Genomic DNA, 21,151 nt, shown 5'->3' with positions numbered 1-21,151 from the left:
TCGCGCCTTTTCAGTTCTTACGCCTTGGCGGCCTGCGCGTGCGGCACGCCTTCCTTGTCGAGGAGCGCGACGAGTTCGCCGGACTGGAACATCTCGCGGGTGATGTCGCAGCCGCCGATGAATTCGTTTTTCACATAGAGCTGCGGAATGGTCGGCCAGTTGGAATAGGCCTTGATCCCTTCGCGGATCGCGCCGTCGGCCAGCACATTGATGGCCTTGTAGGGCACGCCGAGGTGATTGAGAATCTGGACCACCTGCATGGAGAAGCCGCATTGCGGCGCCTGTGGCGTGCCTTTCATGAACAGCACCACGTCGGAGGATTCGATCTCGCTCTTGATGCGGCTGTTTACGTCGTCGGACATTTGGCTACCCTTTTCATGCGGCGTTCAAGGCGCCGCCGTTGCAAGATTTTCAAGGCGTGCGCGTCGTCAGCGCGAGCGCATGCAATTCCGTGCCGAGCCGCGCGCCGAAGGCGGCGTTGACGAGCTGGTGCTGTTTCACGCGGGAGAGGCCGCGAAAGGATTCCGAGACGACGGTCGCCGCCCAATGGTCGTTGTCGTCGGCGAGCGCGGTCAGTTCGACGGTGGCGTCAGGCAGGGCCTGCTTGATCAGCCGTTCGATCTCGGCGGCGGGCATGGGCATCGTTACACAGTCCTCTCAGTCGACATCAATTGTCGGAAAACGCACCGTCGTCTCCCGACATATAGGCGGGAAGCGGCGCTTCATGCGCCTCGCGCAGCTCGGACAGCAATATCGGCGCCTCTCCCGGCAGTTTCAATGCGTCGCCCCCGGTCACGCCAATGGCGAGGACGGGAACCCCCTTCCCCGCAGCCGCCGTTGCGACAGCCGCCGCGTGCGACGCCGGGACGGCGACCAGATAGCGCGCCTGGTCCTCGCCGAAGAGCGCGGCATGGGCAAGCCCTTCGGGCAAGCGTTCGACCGTCGCGCCGAGACCGCCCGCGAGCGCCATCTCGGCGAGCGCGACCGCGAGACCCCCGTCGGAAAGATCATGCGCGGCGCCGGCGCGGCCCGCGAGAACGAGCTCGCGCACGAATTCGCCGTTGCGGCGCTCGGCGGCGAGATCGACCGGCGGCGGCGCCCCATCCTTGCGGGCGCAGAGATCGTGCAGATAGGCGGACTGGCCGAGCCAGCCCTTGGTCTCCCCGATGAGGAGGATCGCGTCCCCTTCGCGGACGAAACCGGTCGGGGCCGATTTCGCGACATCCGCGATCACGCCGACGCCGCCGATCGCGGGGGTCGGAAGGATGCCCGCCCCCTGCGTCTCGTTGTAGAGCGAGACATTGCCGGAAACGATCGGGAAATCGAGCGCGGCCGCCGCTTCGCCGACGCCCTGCAGGCAGCCGACGAACTGACCCATATATTCGGGCCGCTCGGGATTGCCGAAATTCAGATTGTCGGTGAGCGCCAGCGGCGTCGCGCCGCGCACGGTGATGTTGCGCCAGGCTTCCGCCACCGCCTGCCTGCCGCCCTCGACCGGGTCCGCCGCGCAGTAACGCGCCGTCACGTCAGTCGTCAGCGCGAGGCCCTTCGGCCCGTCCTTCACGCGGATGACGGCTGCGTCGCCGCCCGGCTGGCGCACGCTGTTGCCGAGGATGAGGTGGTCGTATTGCTCCCACACCCAGCGCTTGGAGCAGAGATTGGGCGTCGCCAGCAGTTTGAGTAGCGCGTCGCGGTTCGACGCGGGCGGCGCGACCGACGCCGGGTCGATCACGGGCGGCTTCGGCGTCGGGACCCAGGGCCGGTCGTAGACCGGCGCCTCGTCGCCCAGCTCCTTGATCGGCAGATCGGCCTTCACCTCGCCCCTGTGTTTCACGACGAAGCGCAGCGTGTCGGTCGTCTTGCCGACGATGGCGAAATCCAGCCCCCATTTGCGGAAGATCCCTTCCGCCTGTTCCTCGAGCTCCGGCTTGAGCACCATGAGCATGCGCTCCTGGCTCTCGGAGAGCATCATTTCATAGGCCGTCATGCCCTCCTCGCGACAGGGCACCGTGTCCAGATCGAGTTCGACGCCGAGATTGCCCTTGGCGCCCATTTCGACGGCGGACGAGGTCAATCCAGCGGCGCCCATGTCCTGAATGGCGATGACGGCGCCCGACGCCATGAGTTCGAGGCAAGCCTCGAGCAGAAGCTTCTCCGAGAAGGGATCGCCGACCTGCACGGTGGGGCGCTTCTCCTCGGCGTCCGCCTCGAAGGAGGCGGAAGCCATGGTCGCGCCATGGATGCCGTCGCGGCCGGTCTTGGAGCCGAGATAGACGATCGGATTCCCGACGCCCGCGGCGGCGGAATAGAAGATCGAATCCGCGCGCGCGAGCCCTACGGCCATGGCGTTGACGAGAATATTGCCGTCATAGGAGGCGTCGAATTCCGTCGAGCCGCCAACCGTCGGCACGCCGAAACTGTTGCCATAGCCGCCCACGCCGGCGACCACGCCGGAAACGAGATGCCGCGTCTTCGGATGCGCGGGGCGCCCGAAACGCAACAGATTGAGGCAGGCGATCGGCCGCGCGCCCATGGTGAAGACGTCGCGCAGAATGCCGCCGACGCCCGTCGCCGCGCCCTGATAGGGCTCGATGAAGGATGGGTGATTATGGCTTTCCATCTTGAAGACGCAGGCGTCTCCGTCGCCGATGTCAATCACGCCGGCGTTCTCGCCGGGGCCGCGAATCACCCATGACGCCTTGGTCGGCAGCTTGCGAAGATGGATGCGCGAGGACTTGTAGGAGCAGTGCTCGTTCCACATCGCCGAGAAGATTCCGAGCTCGGTGAAACTCGGCGTGCGCCCGATGAGCGCGAGTATGCGCTCATATTCGTCCGGCTTGAGCCCATGGGCGGCGGCGAGTTCGGCGTTGACCGGCGGTTCGGCGGGGGGAGCGCTGACTGTCAAATTGTCGCACCTTGAGAGTGAGGCGAGGGTTTTCCGTCGTCGCGGCGCTGGCGGTTGGCGCCGTGTTCGCAGGAACATCTCTGCGGAAGAACCGTTTCTCGCTTAGCGCCGGGCGTCCCGCAAGGCAACAGGGGGAAATGTTGCCTAAGTGACACAATCACAGAGAATGATAAGACCAGGCGCGTTTTATTGATTTATATCAAGTTGTGGCGCCGAAAATCGTAGCAACCTCCCAACGACTCGGCGCGACGCGTCGACCGTCGTCCGAAGAAAAGAATTCACACGGGGGTTCCTATGAGGAATTTTGTCAGCGGCGCCGTCGCCGCTATCGCGATGGGGACCGCAGTGGTCTCCGCTCAGGCTGCTGATCTTGGCGCGCTGAAAGCGCCGCCGCCGCCGCCGCCGGTCGTCGACACCTATCAGCCTTTCCAGGTCCGCCTGAAAGTCGGCGGCGTTATCCCGACCGAAGGCACCGCGACCATCTATGACCGCGGCACCGGCACCTATCTCGGCAACCAGACGGTTCTACAGGCCGTCGGCTACAGCTGGGGCGCGGGCAGCGTGTTCAACGGCGCCAGCACGTCGATCTCCTCCTCGATCATTCCGATGATCGACCTCGCCTATTACCTGAACAAGAACTGGGCGATCGAGGCCATCTGCTGCGTTTCTCCGCACCACGTCCAGGGCATTGGTTCGATCGCCGGCTCCAGCGTCATCAAGACCTGGGTGTTCCCGCCGTCCCTGATGCTGCAGTATCACTTCACGAATTTCGGCGCCTTCCAGCCCTACCTCGGCGTCGGCGTGAACTTCACGGCCTATTGGGGCACGCGCGCTGGCAACCAGCCCTTCCCCTTCTTCCTGCCGAACTTCCCCGCCATCGGCAGCATCAACAACGCCTACGCCGCCACCATCACCCCGTCCTGGGGCGTCGTCGGCCAGATCGGCTTCGATTACATGTTCAACGAGCATTGGGGCGTGAACATCGACGCGAAATACATTATGATGGAGCCGAACGCTCACGTCTGGGCCACGAACACCGGCACGCCGTTCGGCCCGCTGAGTGTTCCGCTGAACCTCGCGGTCAAGATCAATCCGGTCGTGATTTCGGGCGGCCTGACCTATCGCTTCGGCGGCGGCGTCGTTCCCCCGGTTCTCGCGAGCTTCTGATAATCGCGAAACGGCATAAAGAAACCGGCCTCTGCGGAGGCCGGTTTTTTTATGCCTGATTCTTTTACGCCTGGCTCATCGCCGATGCGCCGCCCGCCTATTCGCTCAGCATCCGGCAGATCGAGTCCAGCTGATCCAGCGACTTGTAATAGATGCGGACCTCGCCGCGCTCGCCGTCGTGACGAATATCGACGGCCATGCCGAGCGCATCGCTAAGCGTCTTCTCGATCGCTTTCGTGTCGGCGTCCTTTTCCGCTTTCGGCTTGCGAGACTCCCTTGCCGCAGCTCGCGGTGTCGCGGCCTGTTCCTGCGCCAGCGCCTCGACGTCGCGCACGGTCATTCCCTGCTCGACAATGCGCCGCGCCACCGCGTCCGGATCCGGGAGGCTGAGCAAGGCGCGGGCGTGGCCGGCCGAAATCGCGCCGTCGCTCACGAGCTTCCGCGTGGCCTCCGGCAGATTGAGGAGCCGGACCGTATTGGCGACATGCGACCGGCTCTTGCCGATGATCTTGGCGATCTCGCTTTGCGAATAGCCGAATTCGGACCCGAGCCGCTCATAGCCCTTCGCCTCTTCGATGGCGTTGAGATCGGCGCGCTGCACGTTTTCGATGATCGCGAGCTCCAGCGCCTCCTTGTCGTCAGCCTCATGGATGACGACCGGAACCTCTGTCAGCCCCGCGGTCTGGGCTGCTCGCCAACGCCTTTCGCCCGCGATGATCTCATAGGCGTCGGCCACGCCGGCGATGGCGCGCACCACAATCGGCTGAATGATGCCCTTTTCGCGGATCGAGGCGGCAAGATCGGCGAGGTCTTCCTCGCGAAACATCGTGCGCGGATTTCGCGGATTGGGCCTCAGGAATTCAATCGGAATCTTGCGCTGACCACGCGGACGCTCGGCCGGCGCTTCCTCGCCCGCGTCGCCCAAAAGCGCCGCCAGTCCCCGGCCCAATCGCCGCCGCGGTTCTTCAGCCATGTCGAAAATGCTCCTTTTTCGCCGCGCAGCGACGGCTTCAAGCGGCGCGCAGCCGTTTCTCGCGCTGGATCACTTCCGAAGCGAGCTTGAGATAGGCCTGGCTGCCGGAACATTTAAGATCATAGAGCAGCACCGGCTTGCCATGCGAGGGCGCCTCGGACACGCGCACATTGCGCGGGATCATCGTTTCGTAAACCTTGTCGCCCATGAAGCGGCGCACATCGGCCGCGACCTGTGTCGCCAGATTGTTGCGGGGGTCGTACATCGTCAGCACGACGCCGTGGATCGAGAGCTTCGGGTTCAGCGTGCGCGTGACCTGATCGACCGTCGACAGGAGTTGCGAAAGACCCTCCAGCGCGAAGAACTCGCATTGCAACGGAACGACCACGGCGTCAGCGCTGGCCAGCGCATTGATCGTCAGCAGATTGAGCGACGGCGGGCAGTCGATGAGGATGTAATCATAACGCTTGCCGTCATGGGCCTCGGCCGCCGCCAGCTCGGCCAGCGCCCGCTTCAGACGGAAAGCGCGATCCTTGTCCGCGGCGATTTCGAGTTCGACGCCGAGAAGATCGAGCGTCGAGGGAGCTATGGAAAGGCGCGGAACGGCTGTGGCGACGATGGCGTCGGCGAGGCTCGATTCGCCGAGCAGCACGTCATAGGTCGAAAGCTTGCGACTCTTGCGCTCGACGCCGAGTCCGGTCGAGGCGTTGCCCTGGGGATCGAGATCGATCACCAGAACCTGTTCGCCGACGGCGGCGAGCGCCGTGCCGAGATTGATTGCGGTGGTCGTCTTGCCCACGCCGCCCTTCTGATTGGCGAGGACCAGAACGCGCTGGCCGTTAGTCTGTACGGTCACTTTTGCCTCGGGCGCTGTGCTCGACGACGATGAGCCGGGCGCGCGGATGCGTGCGGCTTTGATTGGTATGGAAGCTGAAATTACCGATGCGCTCGGCGGCGGTCAATTCTTCGCGCCAGTCTTCCCCCTTCAAAAACACGCCAATCGCGCCATTTTTCAACGGTCCCGCGGCAAGGGCGAGAAGTCTGTCGAGCGGCGCCAGCGCGCGGGCGCTGACGGCGTCGATCCGGCCGGAAAGGCGCGGCAATTCCGCCTCGATTCGCCCCACATGGATTTCGGCCGGCGCGCCTGTTTCACGTGAAACAGCGCGCATGAAGGCGGCCTTGCGCTGGTCGCTCTCGATCAGATGAACTTTCGCCTCTCGCCGGTCCTTCAGCAAAAGCGCGGTAACGAGGCCAGGAAAGCCGGCTCCCGATCCAATATCGAGCCAGACCCTTGCTTCAGGCGCGGCCTCGACCGCCTGCGCCGAATCGGCGAAATGGCGCATCCAGATCTCATTAAGCGTATTCGGCGCGACCAGATTGATCTTTCCCTGCCAGCGCCGAAGCAACTCCTCATAAATCTCCAGCTCACGCTCGATCCCGCGCAGGCAAGGGAAGAGTTCGAGCGCCTTCGCCCGATCGGCGGACCAAGTCACGCGCGCCGCGCCCGCGCCGCCAGAAGCGTCAAGGCTGAAGGAGTCATGCCATCGATGCGCTGCGCCTGGCCAATCGTGCGCGGCCGCAGATAGGTCAGCTTGCCGCGCAATTCCGCCGAGAGTCCGGCAATCGACCCATAGTCCAGCGACTCGGGAAGCGCGAGCTGCTCGTCACGCCGGAAAGAGTCGATATCCGCCTGCTGCCGGTCGAGATAGACGGAATAGCGCGCATCCGTCTCCACCCTCTCGACGGTCGAAGGATCGATCTCCGCCAGTTCAGACCAGATTTCCTGCAGCCGCGCCAGCGTGACCGACGGAAAGGCAAGCAGGGCGAAAGCGCTGCGGCGTTGCCCGTCCTGATTGACCGGCAATCCATGCCGCAGGGCAGCTGACGAGGTCAGCGACAGACTTTCCAGCAAGGCACGAGCTCGGCTGAGCTTTTCGGCCCTTTTCGCAAAGGTCGCCGCGCGGAGCGCGCCCACACAACCGAGCCCGACGCCTTTCGGCGTCAGGCGCTCATCCGCATTGTCGGCGCGCAACGACAAACGATATTCGGCGCGCGAAGTAAACATGCGATAGGGTTCGCTCACCCCCCGCGTGACAAGATCATCGATCATCACGCCGAGATAGGCTTCGGCGCGATCGAAAATCACCGCCCCGCGTCCGGCTGCGAGGCGGGCCGCGTTGAGCCCGGCGACGAGTCCCTGCGCGGCCGCTTCCTCATATCCCGTCGTGCCATTGATTTGTCCCGCGAGAAACAGCCGCTGGAGCCGCTTGGTCTCGAGACTTGGCAGCAGTTCGCGCGGATCGACATAGTCATATTCGATGGCATAGCCGGGCCGGATGATGCGGGCGTCCTCCAGCCCGGGTATCGCGTTTATGAAAGCCCGCTGGGTCGCAAGCGGCAGCGAGGTAGAGACGCCATTCGGGTAGACCGTGTCATCGTCGAGTCCTTCGGGCTCGAGAAAAATTTGATGCGCGTCGCGATCCGCAAAACGCACGACCTTGTCCTCTATCGACGGGCAATAGCGCGGCCCCGGTCCCGAGATGGCCCCCGTCCGCATGGGCGAGAGATGCAGGTCCGAGCGGATGATCTCATGTGCAGTCGGCGTCGTGCGGGTGATGGCGCAGGCGATCTGGCGATTGGCGATGTGGGTCGTCAGAGAGGAAAATGGCTCCGGGCTCTCATCGCCCCATTGTGTTTCCAATTCCTCCCAACGAATCGTTCTGCCGTCGAGTCGCGGCGGCGTGCCCGTCTTCAGACGGCCGACGGCAAAGCCCGCTTCGCGGATGCGCCTCGACAGGCCGATGGCGGGAGGATCGCCCATCCGCCCCGCCGGCGTCCGCTCGTCCCCGATATGAATGACGCCGGCAAGGAAAGTGCCCGTGGTGATCACGACCGCCGCGGCGCGGATGTCTTCACCGGACGCTGTCCTGACGCCGCGGACCTTGAACCCCTCGACCAGCAAATCCTCGACGGCGCCTTCCAGCACGGTGAGATTATCGACGCCCTCAATCGCGGCCAGCATGGCGTTGCGATAAAGCTTGCGATCCGCCTGGGCGCGAGGGCCGCGCACCGCAGGCCCCTTCGAGCGATTGAGGACGCGAAACTGGATGCCGCCAGCGTCGGCGACCCGTCCCATCAGCCCGTCGAGCGCGTCGATTTCGCGGACGAGCTGCCCCTTGCCGAGGCCGCCAATCGCAGGATTGCAAGACATGGCCCCAATGCTGGCGCGGGAATGGGTGACGAGCGCCGTTCGCGCGCCAAGGCGCGCGGAGGCTGCCGCCGCTTCACAACCGGCGTGTCCGCCGCCTACCACTATGACGTCGAATTCCTTTACCGACATTCCGTGTCTGACGCTTCCTGCGCCGCCTCAACTTTGTTTCACGTGAAACATCTGGCTCATTTGCCGATGCAGAAATGCGAAAAAACCGCATCGAGCACATCCTCGACTTCGACCGAACCGACGATCCGGCCGAGCGACCGCCCGGCGGAACGTAAATCGTCGGCGACAAATTCCAAGTCTTTTTCGGGCGCCAGCGCGGCTGCGATCATTTTCCCCGCGTCCTCGGCCGCCCGCCTGTGGCGCTCGCGGATCAGCAGGGCCGAAGCGCCATCTCCGAGCCGCGCCCCCGCCCGATCCGCAATCTCATTCAGAAGCGAATCCAGACCCAGACTGCTCGTCGCGCAAATGCCGAGCCATCCCTGCGCGGATTGATGTAGATCGCATTTGCTCCAGACGCGGAGCAGATCAATATTCCCCAGCGCGTCGAGGGAAGGCTCTTCCCCTTTCTCCGACAGCCACAGGACGAGATCGGCCGTTCCGACGCGCTCGACGACACGGTCGACGCCAATCTTTTCGATCTCGTCCTCGGCTTCGCGAAGACCCGCTGTATCAACGAAGGTGACGGGAAGGCCGCCGAGGTCGAGATGCGCCTCGATCATGTCGCGCGTCGTGCCGGGCGTTGGGGAGACGATCGCAAGATCGCGCCGCGCGAGCGCATTGAGCAGCGTCGACTTACCGGCATTGGGCGCGCCGAGGATCATGACGAGAAATCCATCGCGCATCCGCTCCGAGGCGGGGGCGTCCTCGAGCGCTGCGCGGATCTCCGACAGAACGGGCTGCAACAGGGCTTCAAGTCGGTCGGCGGAAAAGACGCTGACATCGCCCTCGTCGCTGAAGTCCAGTTCGGCCTCCACCAGCGCGAGCGCTTCGATGAGCGCCGCGCGCCAGGCTTCGACGCGTCGCCGCAGCGCGCCGCCGGCGATTCGCAAGGCTTGCCGTCGCTGCGCTTCGGTCTGGGCGTCGACGAGATCGGCGAGCGCCTCCGCCTGCGACAGATCAAGTTTGCCATTGGCGAAGCCGCGCCGTGCAAATTCACCCGGCTCGGCGCTGCGCAATCCGGGCCGCCGAGAGAGCGCGGCGAGCACGCCACCGACGACCGCGCGGCCGCCATGGACGTGAAATTCGGCATAGTCTTCCCCTGTCGCCGAATGGGGCGCGGGGAAGAAAATCGTCAGGCCCCTATCGAGCGTTTCGCCGTCCCGAGGATCGCGCAGCTCGACCAGCCGCGCCACTCGCGGCTCTGGCGTCGATCCGGCGAATTCCGACAGAACCGCGCGCACGCCCGGCCCCGAGAGCCGGATGACGGCGATCGCCGTGCGGCCGGCCCCTGTCCCGAGCGCAAAAATCGTGTCGGATGACATCATATTTTCCTTCAAGGCGCGGCCGGCGTCTTGCCGGGGGCCGCAGCGCGAGGCGGCGGCGTCGCCGCGCTTCCCAGAAGTCTTTGCCGGTAGATGCGGCGAAAGGCCAGCGTGGGCGCATCCGTTCTCACCGACGCCTCCTCCGCCGGCGGCGGGACTTCATGGGGCAGCGACGATTCCACAATCGTCTGATCCTCATTGGCGATACGGCGATTCATCCAGCGAAAAACGGGATGGAGGAGCGGCGAACGGGCGAAATCGCGCATCGTCAGCAAAATCAGGCGGGTCGTTTCCTCGTCCTCCGGCACGCAGGCGACCATGAGCCGAAAGAGTTTACCCGGGGGATCGATGAACAGCTCCATGACATTCGGAAAGCGATATTCTAGCGCCCCCGGTCGCGGGACGCTGTCCACGGCGTTGGTGACTCGCGCCCCGTAAGGCCGATCCTCCCAGTAAACATCCATCCTTTTCTCGACGAGTTCCCTCAGCCCCGCGCCGATCGTGCGCCGATGCACGAAGGGCAGATGCGGCATGTCGAGCATATTCTCCATCACCCGCGTCCAATGCGCGCGCCAAAGGACCGACTGCGCGCAAAGCGCCAACCCGGGCGCGGCGAAAGTGTCGGACAGGGCGGGTTCGTCTTCGGGCGAAAAACCGGTGTAAAGCCATAAAAGGCCCCCGCTTTCGCGCGCCGGCAGGCTGATCGCGCCGAGATTTTCGCGCTTCGCGTCCGGGTTGAAGGGCGCGCCGCAATTGGCCCCGGAGCCGTCGAAACGCCAGCCGTGAAACGGGCATTCGATCACGCCCCTGTCGACGCGGCCCAGCGACAGGGCCACGCCGCGATGCGGACATCGGTCGAGCAGCGCGGCTGCATTGCCGGAGGCGTCCCGAAAGAAAACGATGCGCTCGCCCGCGACCCGCATCGGCAGCGGCCTGCCGGGTTTCAGATCGCGCGCGAGACCGACGATCGTCCAGACATTGGCGAAACTGGAGAACATTCCGGACTTCCCGAGATTGTCCCGATACTCAAGCCGCAGCCGGCGGATTTTTCAACTCGTCACGCGGCAGCAGGTTCAAAAAGAAAAGACCCGACGCCACGGAAATGCGACGTCGGGTCTCGATCGGCTTGATTGCAGCAAATCGTCAGGTGTTCATCGAATCGAAGAAAGCCTGATTGCCCTTCGGGGTCTCACGCAGCTTGCCGAGCAGGAACTCGATCGCGTCGGCCGGACCCATCGGATTGAGGATGCGGCGCAGGACATACATTTTCTTGAGAATGTCCGGGGCGACGAGCAGCTCTTCCTTGCGGGTGCCGGAGCGGGTGATGTCGATCGCCGGGAAGACGCGCTTGTCGGCCACCTTGCGGTCGAGAATGATCTCGCTGTTGCCCGTGCCCTTGAATTCCTCGAAGATCACTTCGTCCATGCGCGAGCCGGTGTCGATCAGCGCCGTCGCAATGATGGTCAGCGAGCCGCCTTCCTCGATGTTGCGCGCGGCGCCGAAGAAACGCTTCGGGCGCTGCAGAGCATTGGCGTCCACGCCGCCTGTCAGCACCTTGCCCGACGACGGCACGACGGTGTTGTAGGCGCGTCCAAGGCGCGTGATCGAATCGAGCAGAATCACCACGTCGCGTCGATGCTCGACGAGGCGCTTGGCCTTTTCGATCACCATTTCGGCGACCTGGACGTGACGCACCGCCGGCTCGTCGAAGGTCGAGGACACGACCTCGCCGCGCACGCTGCGCTGCATGTCGGTGACTTCCTCCGGACGCTCGTCGATGAGCAGCACGATCAGATAGCATTCGGGATGATTGGTCGTGATCGACTGCGCGATATTCTGCAGCAGCACGGTCTTGCCGGTGCGCGGCGGCGCGACGACCAGCGCACGCTGGCCCTTGCCGATCGGCGCCACCAGATCGATGACGCGCGACGAAAGATCCTTTTTCGTCGGGTCCTCGATTTCGAGCTTCAGCCGCTCGTCCGGGTAAAGCGGCGTCAGATTGTCGAAGGGCACCTTGTGCCGCACCTTCTCCGGGTCTTCGAAATTGATCGAATTGACCTTGAGAAGGGCGAAATAGCGCTCGCCTTCCTTGGGGCTGCGAATCATGCCCTCGACCGTGTCGCCGGTGCGCAGGCCGAATTTGCGGATCTGCGAGGGCGAGACATAGATGTCGTCCGGCCCCGCGAGGTAATTGGCGTCGGGCGAACGCAGGAAGCCGAAGCCGTCCTGCAGCACCTCGACGACGCCCTCCCCGACGATCTCGACGTCACGGCTGGCGAATTGTTTCAGGATTGCGAAAAGCAGCTCCTGCTTGCGCAGGAGAGAGGCGTTTTCGACTTCGTGCTCCTCGGCGAAAGCGAGAAGTTCGGCGGCGGACTTGGACTTCAAGTCCGAAAGTTTGATTTCCCGCATGTGGGCCTTCGAAGAGATATGCGTCAGGAGAGCGGGCAGAGAGGCGGGAAGGGGATTCCCGAACGCCGGAGCAATATCGGCGGTCGTCAAAACGACTGTCTGCCTTAGGTAAGGATCAAGTTCTTATATGTTTTTCAAAGACAATGCAAGCGTCGTCAAAAAGGCTTCACGATCACCAGAACGACGATGCCGATCATGAGCAATGTGGGGATCTCGTTGAGGACGCGGTAATAGCGCGAGGAATGGCGGTTCGCGTCCGCCGCGAAACGCCGCTGCAGCACGCCGTCATGGACATGCGCGGCGGTCATCAGGACCACCAGCGTTGCTTTCACGTGAAACCACCCCGACGACAGCGCCCCGCCCTCGACCGCGAGATAAAACCCCGTCAGCCAGGCGACCGTCATCGCCGGCGTCATGATATAGCGGTAAAGCCGCCGCTCCATGATCTTGAAGGTCTCGGACTGGGGCCCCGGCGCTGTTTCGGCGTGATAGACGAAGAGCCGCGGCAGATAGAGAAGCCCGGCCATCCATGAAATGATGGCGACGACATGCAGCGCCTTGATCCAGAGATACATCGCTAGTCCCTCGCCCCTCGCACCCGCTCGACGAGCCGTTCCACATGTTCGATCGGCGTCTGCGGCAGAATGCCATGGCCGAGATTGAAAATATGCGGCCGGCCCGCAAAGGCCCCGAGGATCGAGTCGATCTCCCGGTCCAGCGCCGCGCCGCCAGCGATGAGCGCCAGCGGATCGAGATTGCCCTGAAGGCAAACATTCGCCGCGGTGTTCGCCGCCGCCCATTTCGGATCGAGCGCCGTATCGAGTCCATAGCCATCGGCGTGGAGCGTCTTCGTCAGCCGCGGCAATTGCGCGTCGGCGCCGCGCACGAAGGCGATGACCGGCACATTCGGCCGTTGCGTCTTCAGCGCCGCAATCATTCGCGCGATCGGCCTCGCCGACCAGGCCTCGAATTCATTGGCCGGCAGCACTCCCGCCCAGCTGTCGAAAATCTGCACGACCTCGACGCCGGCGTCGATTTGCCGGACGAGATAATCCACCGATGCGTCGACGAGCCGGTCGATGAGACTGGAGAACGCCTCCGGATGGCGGAAGGCGAAAAGCCGCGCCGGCGCCTGGTCCGGCGTGCCCTGCCCGGCGATCATATAGCTTGCGACCGTCCATGGCGCGCCACAGAAACCGATGAAGGCGACATCCGCCGGCAGCTCCGATTTCACCCGATCGATGGTCTCGAAGACCGGCGAGAGTTTCGTGATATCGAAGGCGCCGAGCCGGGAAATCCCCTCCGGCGTCTCGATCGGATCGAGGCGCGGGCCCGAGCCCGTTTCAAAGGACACCGTCTGGCCCATGGCGTCGGGGATGACGAGAATGTCCGAGAAGAGGATCGCGGCGTCGAAGTGGAAGCGCCGGACCGGCTGCAGCGTCACTTCGGCGGCCATGGCGGGCGTGTAGCAGAAATCGAGGAAGCTCTTCGCCTTGGCCCGAAGCGCGCGATATTCCGGCAGATAACGGCCCGCCTGCCGCATGAGCCACATTGGCGGGACGGCGCTCGCTTTACCGCGCAACGCAGAGATCAGAGCTTTTTCGTCAGACATTCCATTCGACCCATCGGCGAGAAGCGACCGATTGGGGAGTAGCGCGAAACGCCAAAAAACAAAAATTCTTAAAAGACAGATTTATTTACTTTTTATTAACCAGCTCATCGCACTGGTTAATTTCCGTTAACAAATTTCCCACAGGCTCTGGAGAGTCCGCAAGAACGCCGAAGGGGTTGGGGAATTACGGGGAAATCGATAAATATCTATTATTTACAAATATTTAATTATGATGATCACGCGCGCGACCTGTTGGCCGATTGTGAATCCCCGCTGTCCGGATTATCCCGATCGCCCCTATCGACTCCCGCTGGCCTGTTGATCCTTCCCCGGACTTGTGACCACCTCTCTACAGCCTCGTTAAGAAAGGCTTAACGCTGTCCCCGCTTTTCGACTTTCAAACCCGCCTGTGGATGAATCGCCAGTGACGACCGCGTCCTCTTTCTGGCGCGCCGACGCGCCGCTGATTCTCGCCTCGAGAAGCGCCGGCCGTCAGGCCGTTCTGGCGCAGTCGGGCCTCCCATTCGAGGCGCGCCCGGCCGACGTCGATGAGCGTGGGATCGAATCACGCCTCGAGCCCGTCGGCGCGGACGCGCTGGCCTTGGCGCTCGCGCGCGCCAAGGCCCGGTCCGTTTCCGCCCGCTCGCTCGGCCGTCTGGTGCTGGGGGCGGATCAGGTCGCGAGCTGCGAGGAGTGGATTTTCGGCAAGCCGGGGACGATGAAGGAAGCGGCCGAATTGCTGCGTTTTCTCTCCGGGCGGAGTCATCGTCTCCATTCCGCCGTCGCCCTCGTTCGCGACGGCGCGATCATTTTCGAGACCGTCGCGCACGCCGATCTGACGATGCGGGAGCTGAGCGACGAATTCATCGCCGCCTATCTCGCCCTCATGGGGGAAACGGCGCTCGCGAGCGCCGGCGCCTATCAGGTCGAAGGGCTGGGGGCGCAGCTTTTCGCGAGCGTCAGCGGCGATCACTGGACCATCATGGGTCTGCCGATCCTCCCCCTTCTCGACGCCCTTCGCCGCGAGGGAGCGCTGATCTCTTGAGCGGACGAAAGATGCTGCGCCTGGGCCTCACCGGTTCGATTGGCATGGGCAAATCGACGACGGCCCAGATGTTTCGCGACGAGGGCGTGGCCGTGCTCGATTCGGACCAGATCGTTCACGACCTGTACAGAGGCGCGGCGGTCGCCCCGATCGAGGCGGAGTTTCCGGGCGTAACGGTCGACGGCGTGGTGGATCGCGGGCTTCTCGCCGCGCGTGTGCTCGACGATCCGGCGTCGATGAAGAAGCTGGAGCAGATCGTCCATCCGCTCGTCTGGGCGGAGCGGGACCGCTTTCTGAAGGAGCAGGACGAAAAGGGCGCGCGCATCGTCGTCTATGATGTGCCGCTGCTGTTCGAGACGGGCGCAGAGAAGACTGTCGACGCCATCGTCGTCGTCTCGGCGCCGGAAGATGTGCAAAAGGCCCGCGTGCTTGCGCGGCCGGGCATGACGGAGGAGAAATTCGCCGCCATTCTGGCGAAGCAGACGCCGGACGCGGAAAAGCGGGCCCGCGCCGATTTCGTCGTGCATACGGACAGGGGACTCGACGAAGCGCGAAAGGAAGTTCGGGCGATTCTGGATGCGCTCGAAGGAAGGGCCTGACGCGCCAGACGCAGATGTGGACGAAACCCCGCCAGCGAAGAACGACTTCATGACGAGGCTCGATTGCGCTCTCCGGATTTCGAGCAAGCCGGCTTTCAAGCTCGTCCGGGGGATGGTGAGCTGGTTTTTCTTCACTGACTGAGCGATTGGAAAGACATGCGCGAAATCGTCTTCGATACGGAAACCACCGGCCTCGATCCCTCGAAAGGCGACCGCGTCGTCGAGATCGGCGCCGTCGAGATTTTGAATCTCATTCCGACCGGCCGCGTCTTCCACGCCTATATCGATCCCGAGCGCGACATGCCGGAGGAGGCGTTTCGCGTTCACGGCCTCTCTCGCGAGTTTCTGTCCCAGCACAGGAAGTTTCGCGAGATCGCAGAGGAATTCATCGATTTTATCGAGGATTCCCCAATGGTCGCGCATAACGCCGAATTCGACGTGCGTTTCATCAACGCCGAATTCTCAATGCTGAATTTCGCGCCGCTGGCGCCCGCGCGCATCGTCGACACGCTCGCCATCGCGCGGCGGCTTCATCCCGGCAGCCCCGCCTCTCTCGACGCGCTGTGTCAGCGATATGGCATCGATCTCTCGCGCCGCGACAAGCACGGGGCGCTTCTCGACGCGGGACTTCTGGCGGAGGTTTATGCGGAGCTGATGGGCGGGCGCCAGGCCGCGCTCTCCCTGCAGACGGTGAGCGTGTCACGCCGCGCGCAGACGTCGGATCTGCTGCGCGCCCGCCCCGCGCCGCTCGAAGACCGGCTCACCCCCGCAGAGGACGAGGCGCATCGCGCCTTTGTGGCGGGGCTGTCGAAGTCTGCGATTTGGGATCGTTACCTGACGGGGCGGTCCGACGAATCGGCCGCCTCGCCGGGCTGATTTTTACGCCTGCGCGAAGTTCTGACCCGAGGCCTCGGCGGCCTTTTGCTGATAGAGCGCGACGAAATCGATCGGGTCGATGTAGAGCGGGGGGAAACCGCCGTCGCGGGTCGCGTCAGCCACGATCTGGCGCACGAAGGGGAAAAGGAGACGCGGACATTCGATCATCACGATCGGATGGACCTGCTCCTGCGGAATGTTCAGCAGGCGGAAGACGCCGCCATATTCCATATCGAGCTTGAACAACAGGCCCGCGCCCTCGCCGGCCTTGGCGTCGAGGGTCAGCGACACTTCGAAATCGGTCGGCGCCAGCTGCTTGGCGTTGACGTTGACCTGAATGGAAATATTCGGCGCCTTCTCCTGCGGGCCGAGGGAATTCGGGGCGTTCGGATTTTCGAAGGAGAAGTCCTTCAGATACTGAACGAGGGCGTTGAGGGCCGGAGCGCCCCCCGGCGCCGCATTAGCGCCGTTGCCATTGGTGTCGGACATGTCGGAATCTCCCAGCCGGGCCGCAGAAAAAGTCGCGCCCGCGTAACACGTCTCGTCGAGTGGAACAAGGCGAGCCGCGTCGCCTCATTTCGCGCCGGCCTTGCGCGGGGCGCGCCTCTTCCTGGTCACGACCTTCCATTCGCCCGGCTCCAGGTCGATGGTGCGCGGGTCCTTCGCCTTGCCGCGCTCCCGAATGCGCCGTGCGACGCTTTCCCGCACCGATGGGGATTTGAGCGCGAGCCCGACGAAATCGGAGGCGAAACCCGGAAGAATGAGCAGCAGCGCCCCCAGGGCCTGCATCGCGCCATCCAGAGTCGCGCCGCCGCGATTGGCCCCGCTCCGCCGCTCACGCCAATAGGAAAGCAGGCGCTTAACGTCAGCGAGACCCAATGCGGTGGTCCCGAGACCTAGCGCAACCGTCGCCAGCACGCCCAAAGATTTGATGACGAGCGTGAAGGCCAGAATCTCCACAACGATCCAGGCGCCGATCGCGAAGCCCAGAAATTTCGATCTATTCACCGTCTTGCGGCCTCCGCGGGCTGCGGCGAAGCGCCCGACCCCTTGATTCGTGACATATCGGCCTCGACATGTTAGCCGACACCAAAGAGATTCGGGAGTGACCAATGGCGCCAACCGGCGAACCTTTCGATCCGTCGCTCGTCGTCTTTGCGGCGCTTGCTGTCTTCGTCATCTGGAAGCTGCGTTCAGTCCTGGGCGTGCGCGTCGATCGCGACGCTCCGCCGCCGGCGCAATTCCAGCCGAGGCGACCGTCGCCCGCCGGCGCCACGCCGCTACCCGGCGCCGCGCCGCTCGACGATGGCGCGGCCGCGAGGCGCAACGTCCCTGCGAGCTGGGAGGGCGTCGCCGAAAAGGGCGGCGCAGCCGCCTCCGGCCTCGACGCCATCGCCGCTGCGGACCCGCGTTTCGACGGCCAGGCTTTTCTGGACGGCGCCAGGCGCGCCTATGACATGATAGTCTCGGCCTTCGCCAGGGGCGACCGGGACCAGTTGCGTCCGCTTCTTTCCAAGGAGGTTTTCGACGGCTTCGCCGCCGAGATCGCTCGTCGCGAAGAGAATGGCGAGACGATGGAGACGGCCGTCATAGCCATCGATTCCGCGCTGGTGGAGTCGGCCCGCGCCGCGCCGCGTCTCAACGAGATCACCGTGCGCTTCGCAACACGGCTGATGAATCTGCGCCGCAACAAGGAAGGCGAGACGATCGAGGGCGGACATACGATTCCGGTCGTCGAATTGTGGACCTTTGCGCGCGACCCGCGCGCCTCGGACCCGAACTGGAAACTCGTCGCGACGCGACCCGCAGAATAAGCGGTGCGCCGGCCTGAAGGTCTGTCGCCCGTCGCCTTCGAGGCGCTCGACGGTTTTACTCGCGACAGTCTCGATGAAGCCCTCGCGGCCTTTCGGCGCTCGGCCGTCCGGATTGTGACGGCGGAGACCGAACAGCGTCCCGCCCGCCAGCCGCCTCCCGGCCTCGTCGCGGCCTCACAAGCCGCACTCGAAGAGGCGAACCCCGAAGATTTCTTCCGGCGCTGGTTCCGGCCCTTTCGGCTGAACCGCGCCGGGTTCGTCACCGCCTATTACGAGCCCGAGGTCGAGGCGCGACTTGCGCCGGAGCCGGGCTTCGAGACGCCGATCCTGTCGCGACCGCCCGATCTCGTCACATTGAACGAAGCCCCCTTGCGGCTCCCGACCGGAGAGACCCTGACGAGCGCGCGCCGCGCGGCTGACGGAACGCTCGCGCCCTATCCCGACCGTCGCGCGATCGAGGAAGAAGGCGCCGCGACCGGCTCCCGGCCCATCGCCTTCGTGCGCGACGCGGTAGAGCTGTTTCTTATGCAGGTGCAGGGCTCGGCTCGGCTGCGGCTTCCGGACGGCGCGAGCCTCCCGCTCACCTATGACGGCCGCAACGGCTGGCCCTACACCTCCATCGGCAGGCTTCTGATCGAACGCGGGATCACGCCGGCCGGCGAAATGTCGCTCGAGACGATGAAAGCGACCCTGCGCCGTCTGGGAGCGGCCAGCGGCGAGCCCGGCCGGAAGCTGATGCAGGAAAACCGATCTTCTGTATTCTTCGGTATCGACGCGTCGAGCGACCGGCAGGTCGGCCCGATCGGCGGAGAGGGCTGCGCCCTCACGCCTCTGCGGTCCATCGCCGTCGACCGGTCGATCTGGTGCTATGGCCTGCCCTTCTGGATCGAAACCCGCGTTCCGTGGCAGGATGAAACGGAAGCGAAGCTGGAGCGGCTGATGATCGCGCAGGACACAGGGTCGGCTATTCTCGGGGCGGCCCGCGCCGATCTGTTCTTCGGCGCGGGAGACGCCGCCGGCCGGCGCGCCGGACTGGTGCGCCATCCGGCCGAATTCACCGTTTTCCTGCCGGTCGACGAGGCTGCGCCGTGAGCGAGGGGCCGCGCCGATACACCCGCCGGCTGTCGCACGCCGAGGCCGAGCTCTGGACGATCGTGACGGCCAATGTGCGGCCCTTTCATGCGCGCCCCGCCCCGCCGGTCGAAGCCGCGCCGACCTCGGCGAAGGAGCCGCCCCACAAGATTTCCGCGGCCGCGCCCAACCGCGACCGCCCGCCGCCGCCCCCGCGGCCCGCCGTCACGCCGCTCGTCGACATCGATCATCGCACGCGCGTCAAGATCAAGCGCGGGAGGCTGGAGGTCGACGCCAAGCTCGATCTGCATGGGATGCGGCAGGACGAGGCGCAGCGCGCCCTCACGTCCTTTCTGCGCCGCGCTCAGGCGGAAGGCGCGAAGGTGGCGATCGTCGTCACCGGAAAGGGTCTGTCGCGCGAGGAGGGCGGCGTGCTGAGGCGCGCCGTCCCCATGTGGCTGCAGTCGCCGCATCTGCGCGACGTCGTCGTCGGCTTCGGCGAGGCGGCGCGGCATCACGGCGGCGAAGGCGCGCTCTATGTGCGCATCCGCCGCGCGGATCGCGCCCGCGGTTACTGAGCGACGCCGCCCGCGCCCGACGCGGGCGCTTCCAGCGACGCCGGCTGGCGCGCGAGGAAGGCGGCCGGAATGTTCGGCTGGCCCTCTTCGGTGAGGTGCTGGGCCGAATGGGGCGGGATCTTCCACTCGAAGGCGTCGAGCTTGCCGCTGACCGGCGAGATCGGCAGCCAGTGTTTCGAGACGACGCCGTCTGCGATCCAGGCAGGGTCGCGCGGCGCCCGCGATCCGCGCGCGAGCCATTCGCGCACCGGCCCGCTCGGGCCGTTCTGGGCGTCCTCTATTTCCGCCATGAGCAGGCAGGTGTGGGCCGTGGGGTGCTGACCCGCGGCGACGAGCGGCGCCAGCGCCTCGCGCGCTTTCGTGAAGTCGCGGGCCGAGAGCGCGGCCTGCGCGAGAATGTGGCGGCTCTCCGGAGCGTCGGGCGCGAGTCTGGCGAGTTTCTCGATGCGCGCGACGCGCTGGCTGTTCGACTCGTCGGGCAACGCCTCGAAATAGACTTCCGCGAGATCGGGATGGGGCTTCGTCGCCCATACGGTCTCGATGAGCTTGAGCGCCTGTTTGCGGTCGCCATGGTGAATCAGCACGCGCGCGGCGGTTGCGGCAGCGGGCGGGAATCCGGGGCGGCGCTTCAGCGCCTGGCGGGCGAGGCGCAGCGCGTCGTGGGGATGCTCGCGCTCCTTCTCCATCGCCATCGCCGTCTCGATCACCGCCCGCAAATTCTGCGCGGTCGCGGCGTCGATCGCCTTGGCGGCGAGATTGGCCTCGACCGCCGCGCGGGCCTTCTCCCAGTCGCCCCCGGCGGCGTGATGTTCGAGCACGGCGGAGCCGGCCCAGGGGAGCGGGGCGATCTCATGGGCGGCCTTCGCGAAATGATGCGCCGCTTCCGCGTCCTGCCGCCGTTTAGCTTCGATGTGCAGGCCGCGCAGGCCCAGAAGTTTCGTCTCCGGTTTCAGCGTCATCTTGTGGAAGGCTTTCGCCGCCGCCTGATGGTCGCCGGAGAGCTGAGCCGCCTGCGCATTGAGCATCTGCGTCAGCGGTTCGCCGGGCAGCAGGCGCTCGGCCAGCGCCGCGGCCTTTCGCGCGCGGGCGAGGTCGCCTGCTCCCACGGCGACAAGGCCCTGCGAAATCACGTCGAGGCCCCGCTCCCGGCGCCGTTCGCGAGAGCCGCCGGCCATGCGGCGGGGCAGGCGAATCAGCGCCACGACGATCGCCCAGACCACGATGACGGTCGCGATCAGCAGCAGAAGGCCGGCGACCGCCACGGGGATCGACGCCTCCATGTGCCAGCCCGCGAATTCGAGCGTCAGCGAGCCAGGCTGCTCGATCAGCCATTCGAGGCCCAGGGCGACGACGGCCAGCGCGAGGATGAAGAAGAATAAAAACAGCATGGCTGGCGCT

Annotated in this window: 22 protein-coding genes; 7 read left to right on the top strand and 15 right to left on the bottom strand. The window is 64.9% G+C overall.

Going from position 1 to position 21,151, the window contains the following annotated elements; all coding sequences use genetic code 11:
- Positions 1-17: 17 nt before the first annotated feature.
- Genes grxD through purL form a run of 3 tightly spaced genes read right to left on the bottom strand, consistent with a single transcriptional unit; the run spans position 18 to position 2,905 of the window.
- A complete protein-coding gene (gene grxD / locus MET49242_RS16660; RefSeq protein ID WP_036284526.1) occupies positions 18-362 on the bottom strand; it encodes a Grx4 family monothiol glutaredoxin in 345 nt (114 codons plus the stop codon).
- A gap of 49 nt (positions 363-411) precedes the next feature.
- Positions 412-642, bottom strand: a complete 231-nt coding sequence (locus MET49242_RS16655; RefSeq protein WP_036284524.1) for a BolA family protein — start codon at positions 640-642, stop codon at positions 412-414.
- Between the two features lie 25 nt (positions 643-667).
- A complete protein-coding gene (gene purL, locus MET49242_RS16650) occupies positions 668-2,905 on the bottom strand; it encodes a phosphoribosylformylglycinamidine synthase subunit PurL (RefSeq protein WP_036284522.1) in 2,238 nt (745 codons plus the stop codon).
- 294 nt (positions 2,906-3,199) lie between these two features.
- Here purL and MET49242_RS16645 point away from each other — a divergent pair, with 294 nt between their 5' ends.
- Positions 3,200-4,072, top strand: a complete 873-nt coding sequence (locus tag MET49242_RS16645) for an OmpW family protein (protein ID WP_036284520.1) — start codon at positions 3,200-3,202, stop codon at positions 4,070-4,072.
- Positions 4,073-4,169: 97 nt separating this feature from the next.
- On the opposite strand, the gene MET49242_RS16640 is transcribed toward MET49242_RS16645, so the two are convergent.
- From MET49242_RS16640 to hemE, 9 genes are all read right to left on the bottom strand, one after another.
- Complete coding sequence (locus MET49242_RS16640; RefSeq protein WP_036284518.1) at positions 4,170-5,045, bottom strand: ParB/RepB/Spo0J family partition protein; 876 nt, start codon at positions 5,043-5,045, stop codon at positions 4,170-4,172.
- Between the two features lie 37 nt (positions 5,046-5,082).
- A complete protein-coding gene (locus MET49242_RS16635) occupies positions 5,083-5,901 on the bottom strand; it encodes a ParA family protein (RefSeq protein ID WP_036284517.1) in 819 nt (272 codons plus the stop codon).
- On the bottom strand, positions 5,885-6,538 hold the full coding sequence (rsmG, locus tag MET49242_RS16630; protein ID WP_036284515.1) for a 16S rRNA (guanine(527)-N(7))-methyltransferase RsmG: 654 nt from the start codon (positions 6,536-6,538) through the stop codon (positions 5,885-5,887). Before rsmG ends, MET49242_RS16635 begins: the two co-directional genes overlap by 17 nt.
- Complete coding sequence (gene mnmG, locus MET49242_RS16625) at positions 6,535-8,385, bottom strand: tRNA uridine-5-carboxymethylaminomethyl(34) synthesis enzyme MnmG (protein ID WP_036284514.1); 1,851 nt, start codon at positions 8,383-8,385, stop codon at positions 6,535-6,537. Before mnmG ends, rsmG begins: the two co-directional genes overlap by 4 nt.
- Before the next feature lie 56 nt (positions 8,386-8,441).
- A complete protein-coding gene (mnmE, locus tag MET49242_RS16620; protein ID WP_036288460.1) occupies positions 8,442-9,746 on the bottom strand; it encodes a tRNA uridine-5-carboxymethylaminomethyl(34) synthesis GTPase MnmE in 1,305 nt (434 codons plus the stop codon).
- An 11-nt stretch (positions 9,747-9,757) separates the two neighbouring features.
- Complete coding sequence (locus tag MET49242_RS16615; RefSeq protein WP_036284511.1) at positions 9,758-10,744, bottom strand: aromatic ring-hydroxylating dioxygenase subunit alpha; 987 nt, start codon at positions 10,742-10,744, stop codon at positions 9,758-9,760.
- Between the two features lie 145 nt (positions 10,745-10,889).
- Positions 10,890-12,158, bottom strand: coding sequence for a transcription termination factor Rho (gene rho / locus MET49242_RS16610; protein ID WP_036288456.1), 1,269 nt, complete (start codon positions 12,156-12,158; stop codon positions 10,890-10,892).
- A gap of 155 nt (positions 12,159-12,313) precedes the next feature.
- Positions 12,314-12,733 carry a protoporphyrinogen oxidase HemJ gene (gene hemJ / locus MET49242_RS16605; RefSeq protein WP_036284510.1) on the bottom strand — a complete coding sequence of 140 codons (420 nt, stop codon included), beginning with the start codon at positions 12,731-12,733 and terminating at the stop codon, positions 12,314-12,316.
- A 2-nt stretch (positions 12,734-12,735) separates the two neighbouring features.
- Entirely contained in the window at positions 12,736-13,770 is a 1,035-nt protein-coding gene (hemE, locus tag MET49242_RS16600) for a uroporphyrinogen decarboxylase (protein WP_036284508.1), read from the bottom strand.
- Between the two features lie 424 nt (positions 13,771-14,194).
- On the opposite strand from hemE, the gene MET49242_RS16595 reads away from it, so the two are divergent.
- The 3 genes from MET49242_RS16595 (at position 14,195) to dnaQ (ending at position 16,290) form a co-directional block, all read left to right on the top strand.
- The gene (locus tag MET49242_RS16595) at positions 14,195-14,815 is read left to right on the top strand and encodes a Maf family protein (protein WP_244430840.1); all 621 of its coding nucleotides are present in this window, start codon (positions 14,195-14,197) and stop codon (positions 14,813-14,815) included.
- 11 nt (positions 14,816-14,826) lie between these two features.
- Complete coding sequence (gene coaE / locus MET49242_RS16590; protein ID WP_036284504.1) at positions 14,827-15,414, top strand: dephospho-CoA kinase; 588 nt, start codon at positions 14,827-14,829, stop codon at positions 15,412-15,414.
- Positions 15,415-15,570: 156 nt separating this feature from the next.
- Positions 15,571-16,290: a DNA polymerase III subunit epsilon gene (dnaQ, locus tag MET49242_RS16585; protein ID WP_036284501.1), complete on the top strand. Its 720-nt coding sequence runs from the start codon at positions 15,571-15,573 to the stop codon at positions 16,288-16,290.
- A 3-nt stretch (positions 16,291-16,293) separates the two neighbouring features.
- On the opposite strand, the gene secB is transcribed toward dnaQ, so the two are convergent.
- Together secB and MET49242_RS16575 are read right to left on the bottom strand one after the other, a co-directional pair.
- A complete protein-coding gene (secB, locus tag MET49242_RS16580; RefSeq protein WP_036284498.1) occupies positions 16,294-16,779 on the bottom strand; it encodes a protein-export chaperone SecB in 486 nt (161 codons plus the stop codon).
- 84 nt (positions 16,780-16,863) lie between these two features.
- Positions 16,864-17,298: an FxsA family protein gene (locus MET49242_RS16575; RefSeq protein WP_036284495.1), complete on the bottom strand. Its 435-nt coding sequence runs from the start codon at positions 17,296-17,298 to the stop codon at positions 16,864-16,866.
- A 104-nt stretch (positions 17,299-17,402) separates the two neighbouring features.
- Between MET49242_RS16575 and MET49242_RS16570 the strand changes: the two genes are divergently transcribed.
- From MET49242_RS16570 to MET49242_RS16560, 3 genes are read left to right on the top strand one after another with little or no spacing between them, the layout of a single operon-like run.
- Entirely contained in the window at positions 17,403-18,104 is a 702-nt protein-coding gene (locus MET49242_RS16570) for a Tim44/TimA family putative adaptor protein (protein WP_036284493.1), read from the top strand.
- A 3-nt stretch (positions 18,105-18,107) separates the two neighbouring features.
- Positions 18,108-19,196 (top strand): murein transglycosylase A, encoded by a 1,089-nt coding sequence (locus MET49242_RS16565; protein ID WP_036284490.1) that lies wholly within the window; start codon positions 18,108-18,110, stop codon positions 19,194-19,196.
- Positions 19,193-19,753: a Smr/MutS family protein gene (locus MET49242_RS16560; RefSeq protein ID WP_036284487.1), complete on the top strand. Its 561-nt coding sequence runs from the start codon at positions 19,193-19,195 to the stop codon at positions 19,751-19,753. Before MET49242_RS16565 ends, MET49242_RS16560 begins: the two co-directional genes overlap by 4 nt.
- Here MET49242_RS16560 and MET49242_RS16555 read toward each other — a convergent pair.
- Positions 19,747-21,141 (bottom strand): heme biosynthesis protein HemY, encoded by a 1,395-nt coding sequence (locus tag MET49242_RS16555; RefSeq protein ID WP_036284483.1) that lies wholly within the window; start codon positions 21,139-21,141, stop codon positions 19,747-19,749. The genes MET49242_RS16560 and MET49242_RS16555 overlap by 7 nt on opposite strands.
- Between the last annotated feature and the right edge of the window lie 10 nt (positions 21,142-21,151).

Origin of the sequence: Methylocystis sp. ATCC 49242, from assembly GCF_000188155.2 — a bacterium.
In the GTDB taxonomy this organism is placed as follows: Bacteria; Pseudomonadota; Alphaproteobacteria; order Rhizobiales; family Beijerinckiaceae; genus Methylocystis.
Note: the sequence above shows the minus strand (reverse complement) of the source record. Positions and strands in the feature narration are given on the sequence as shown.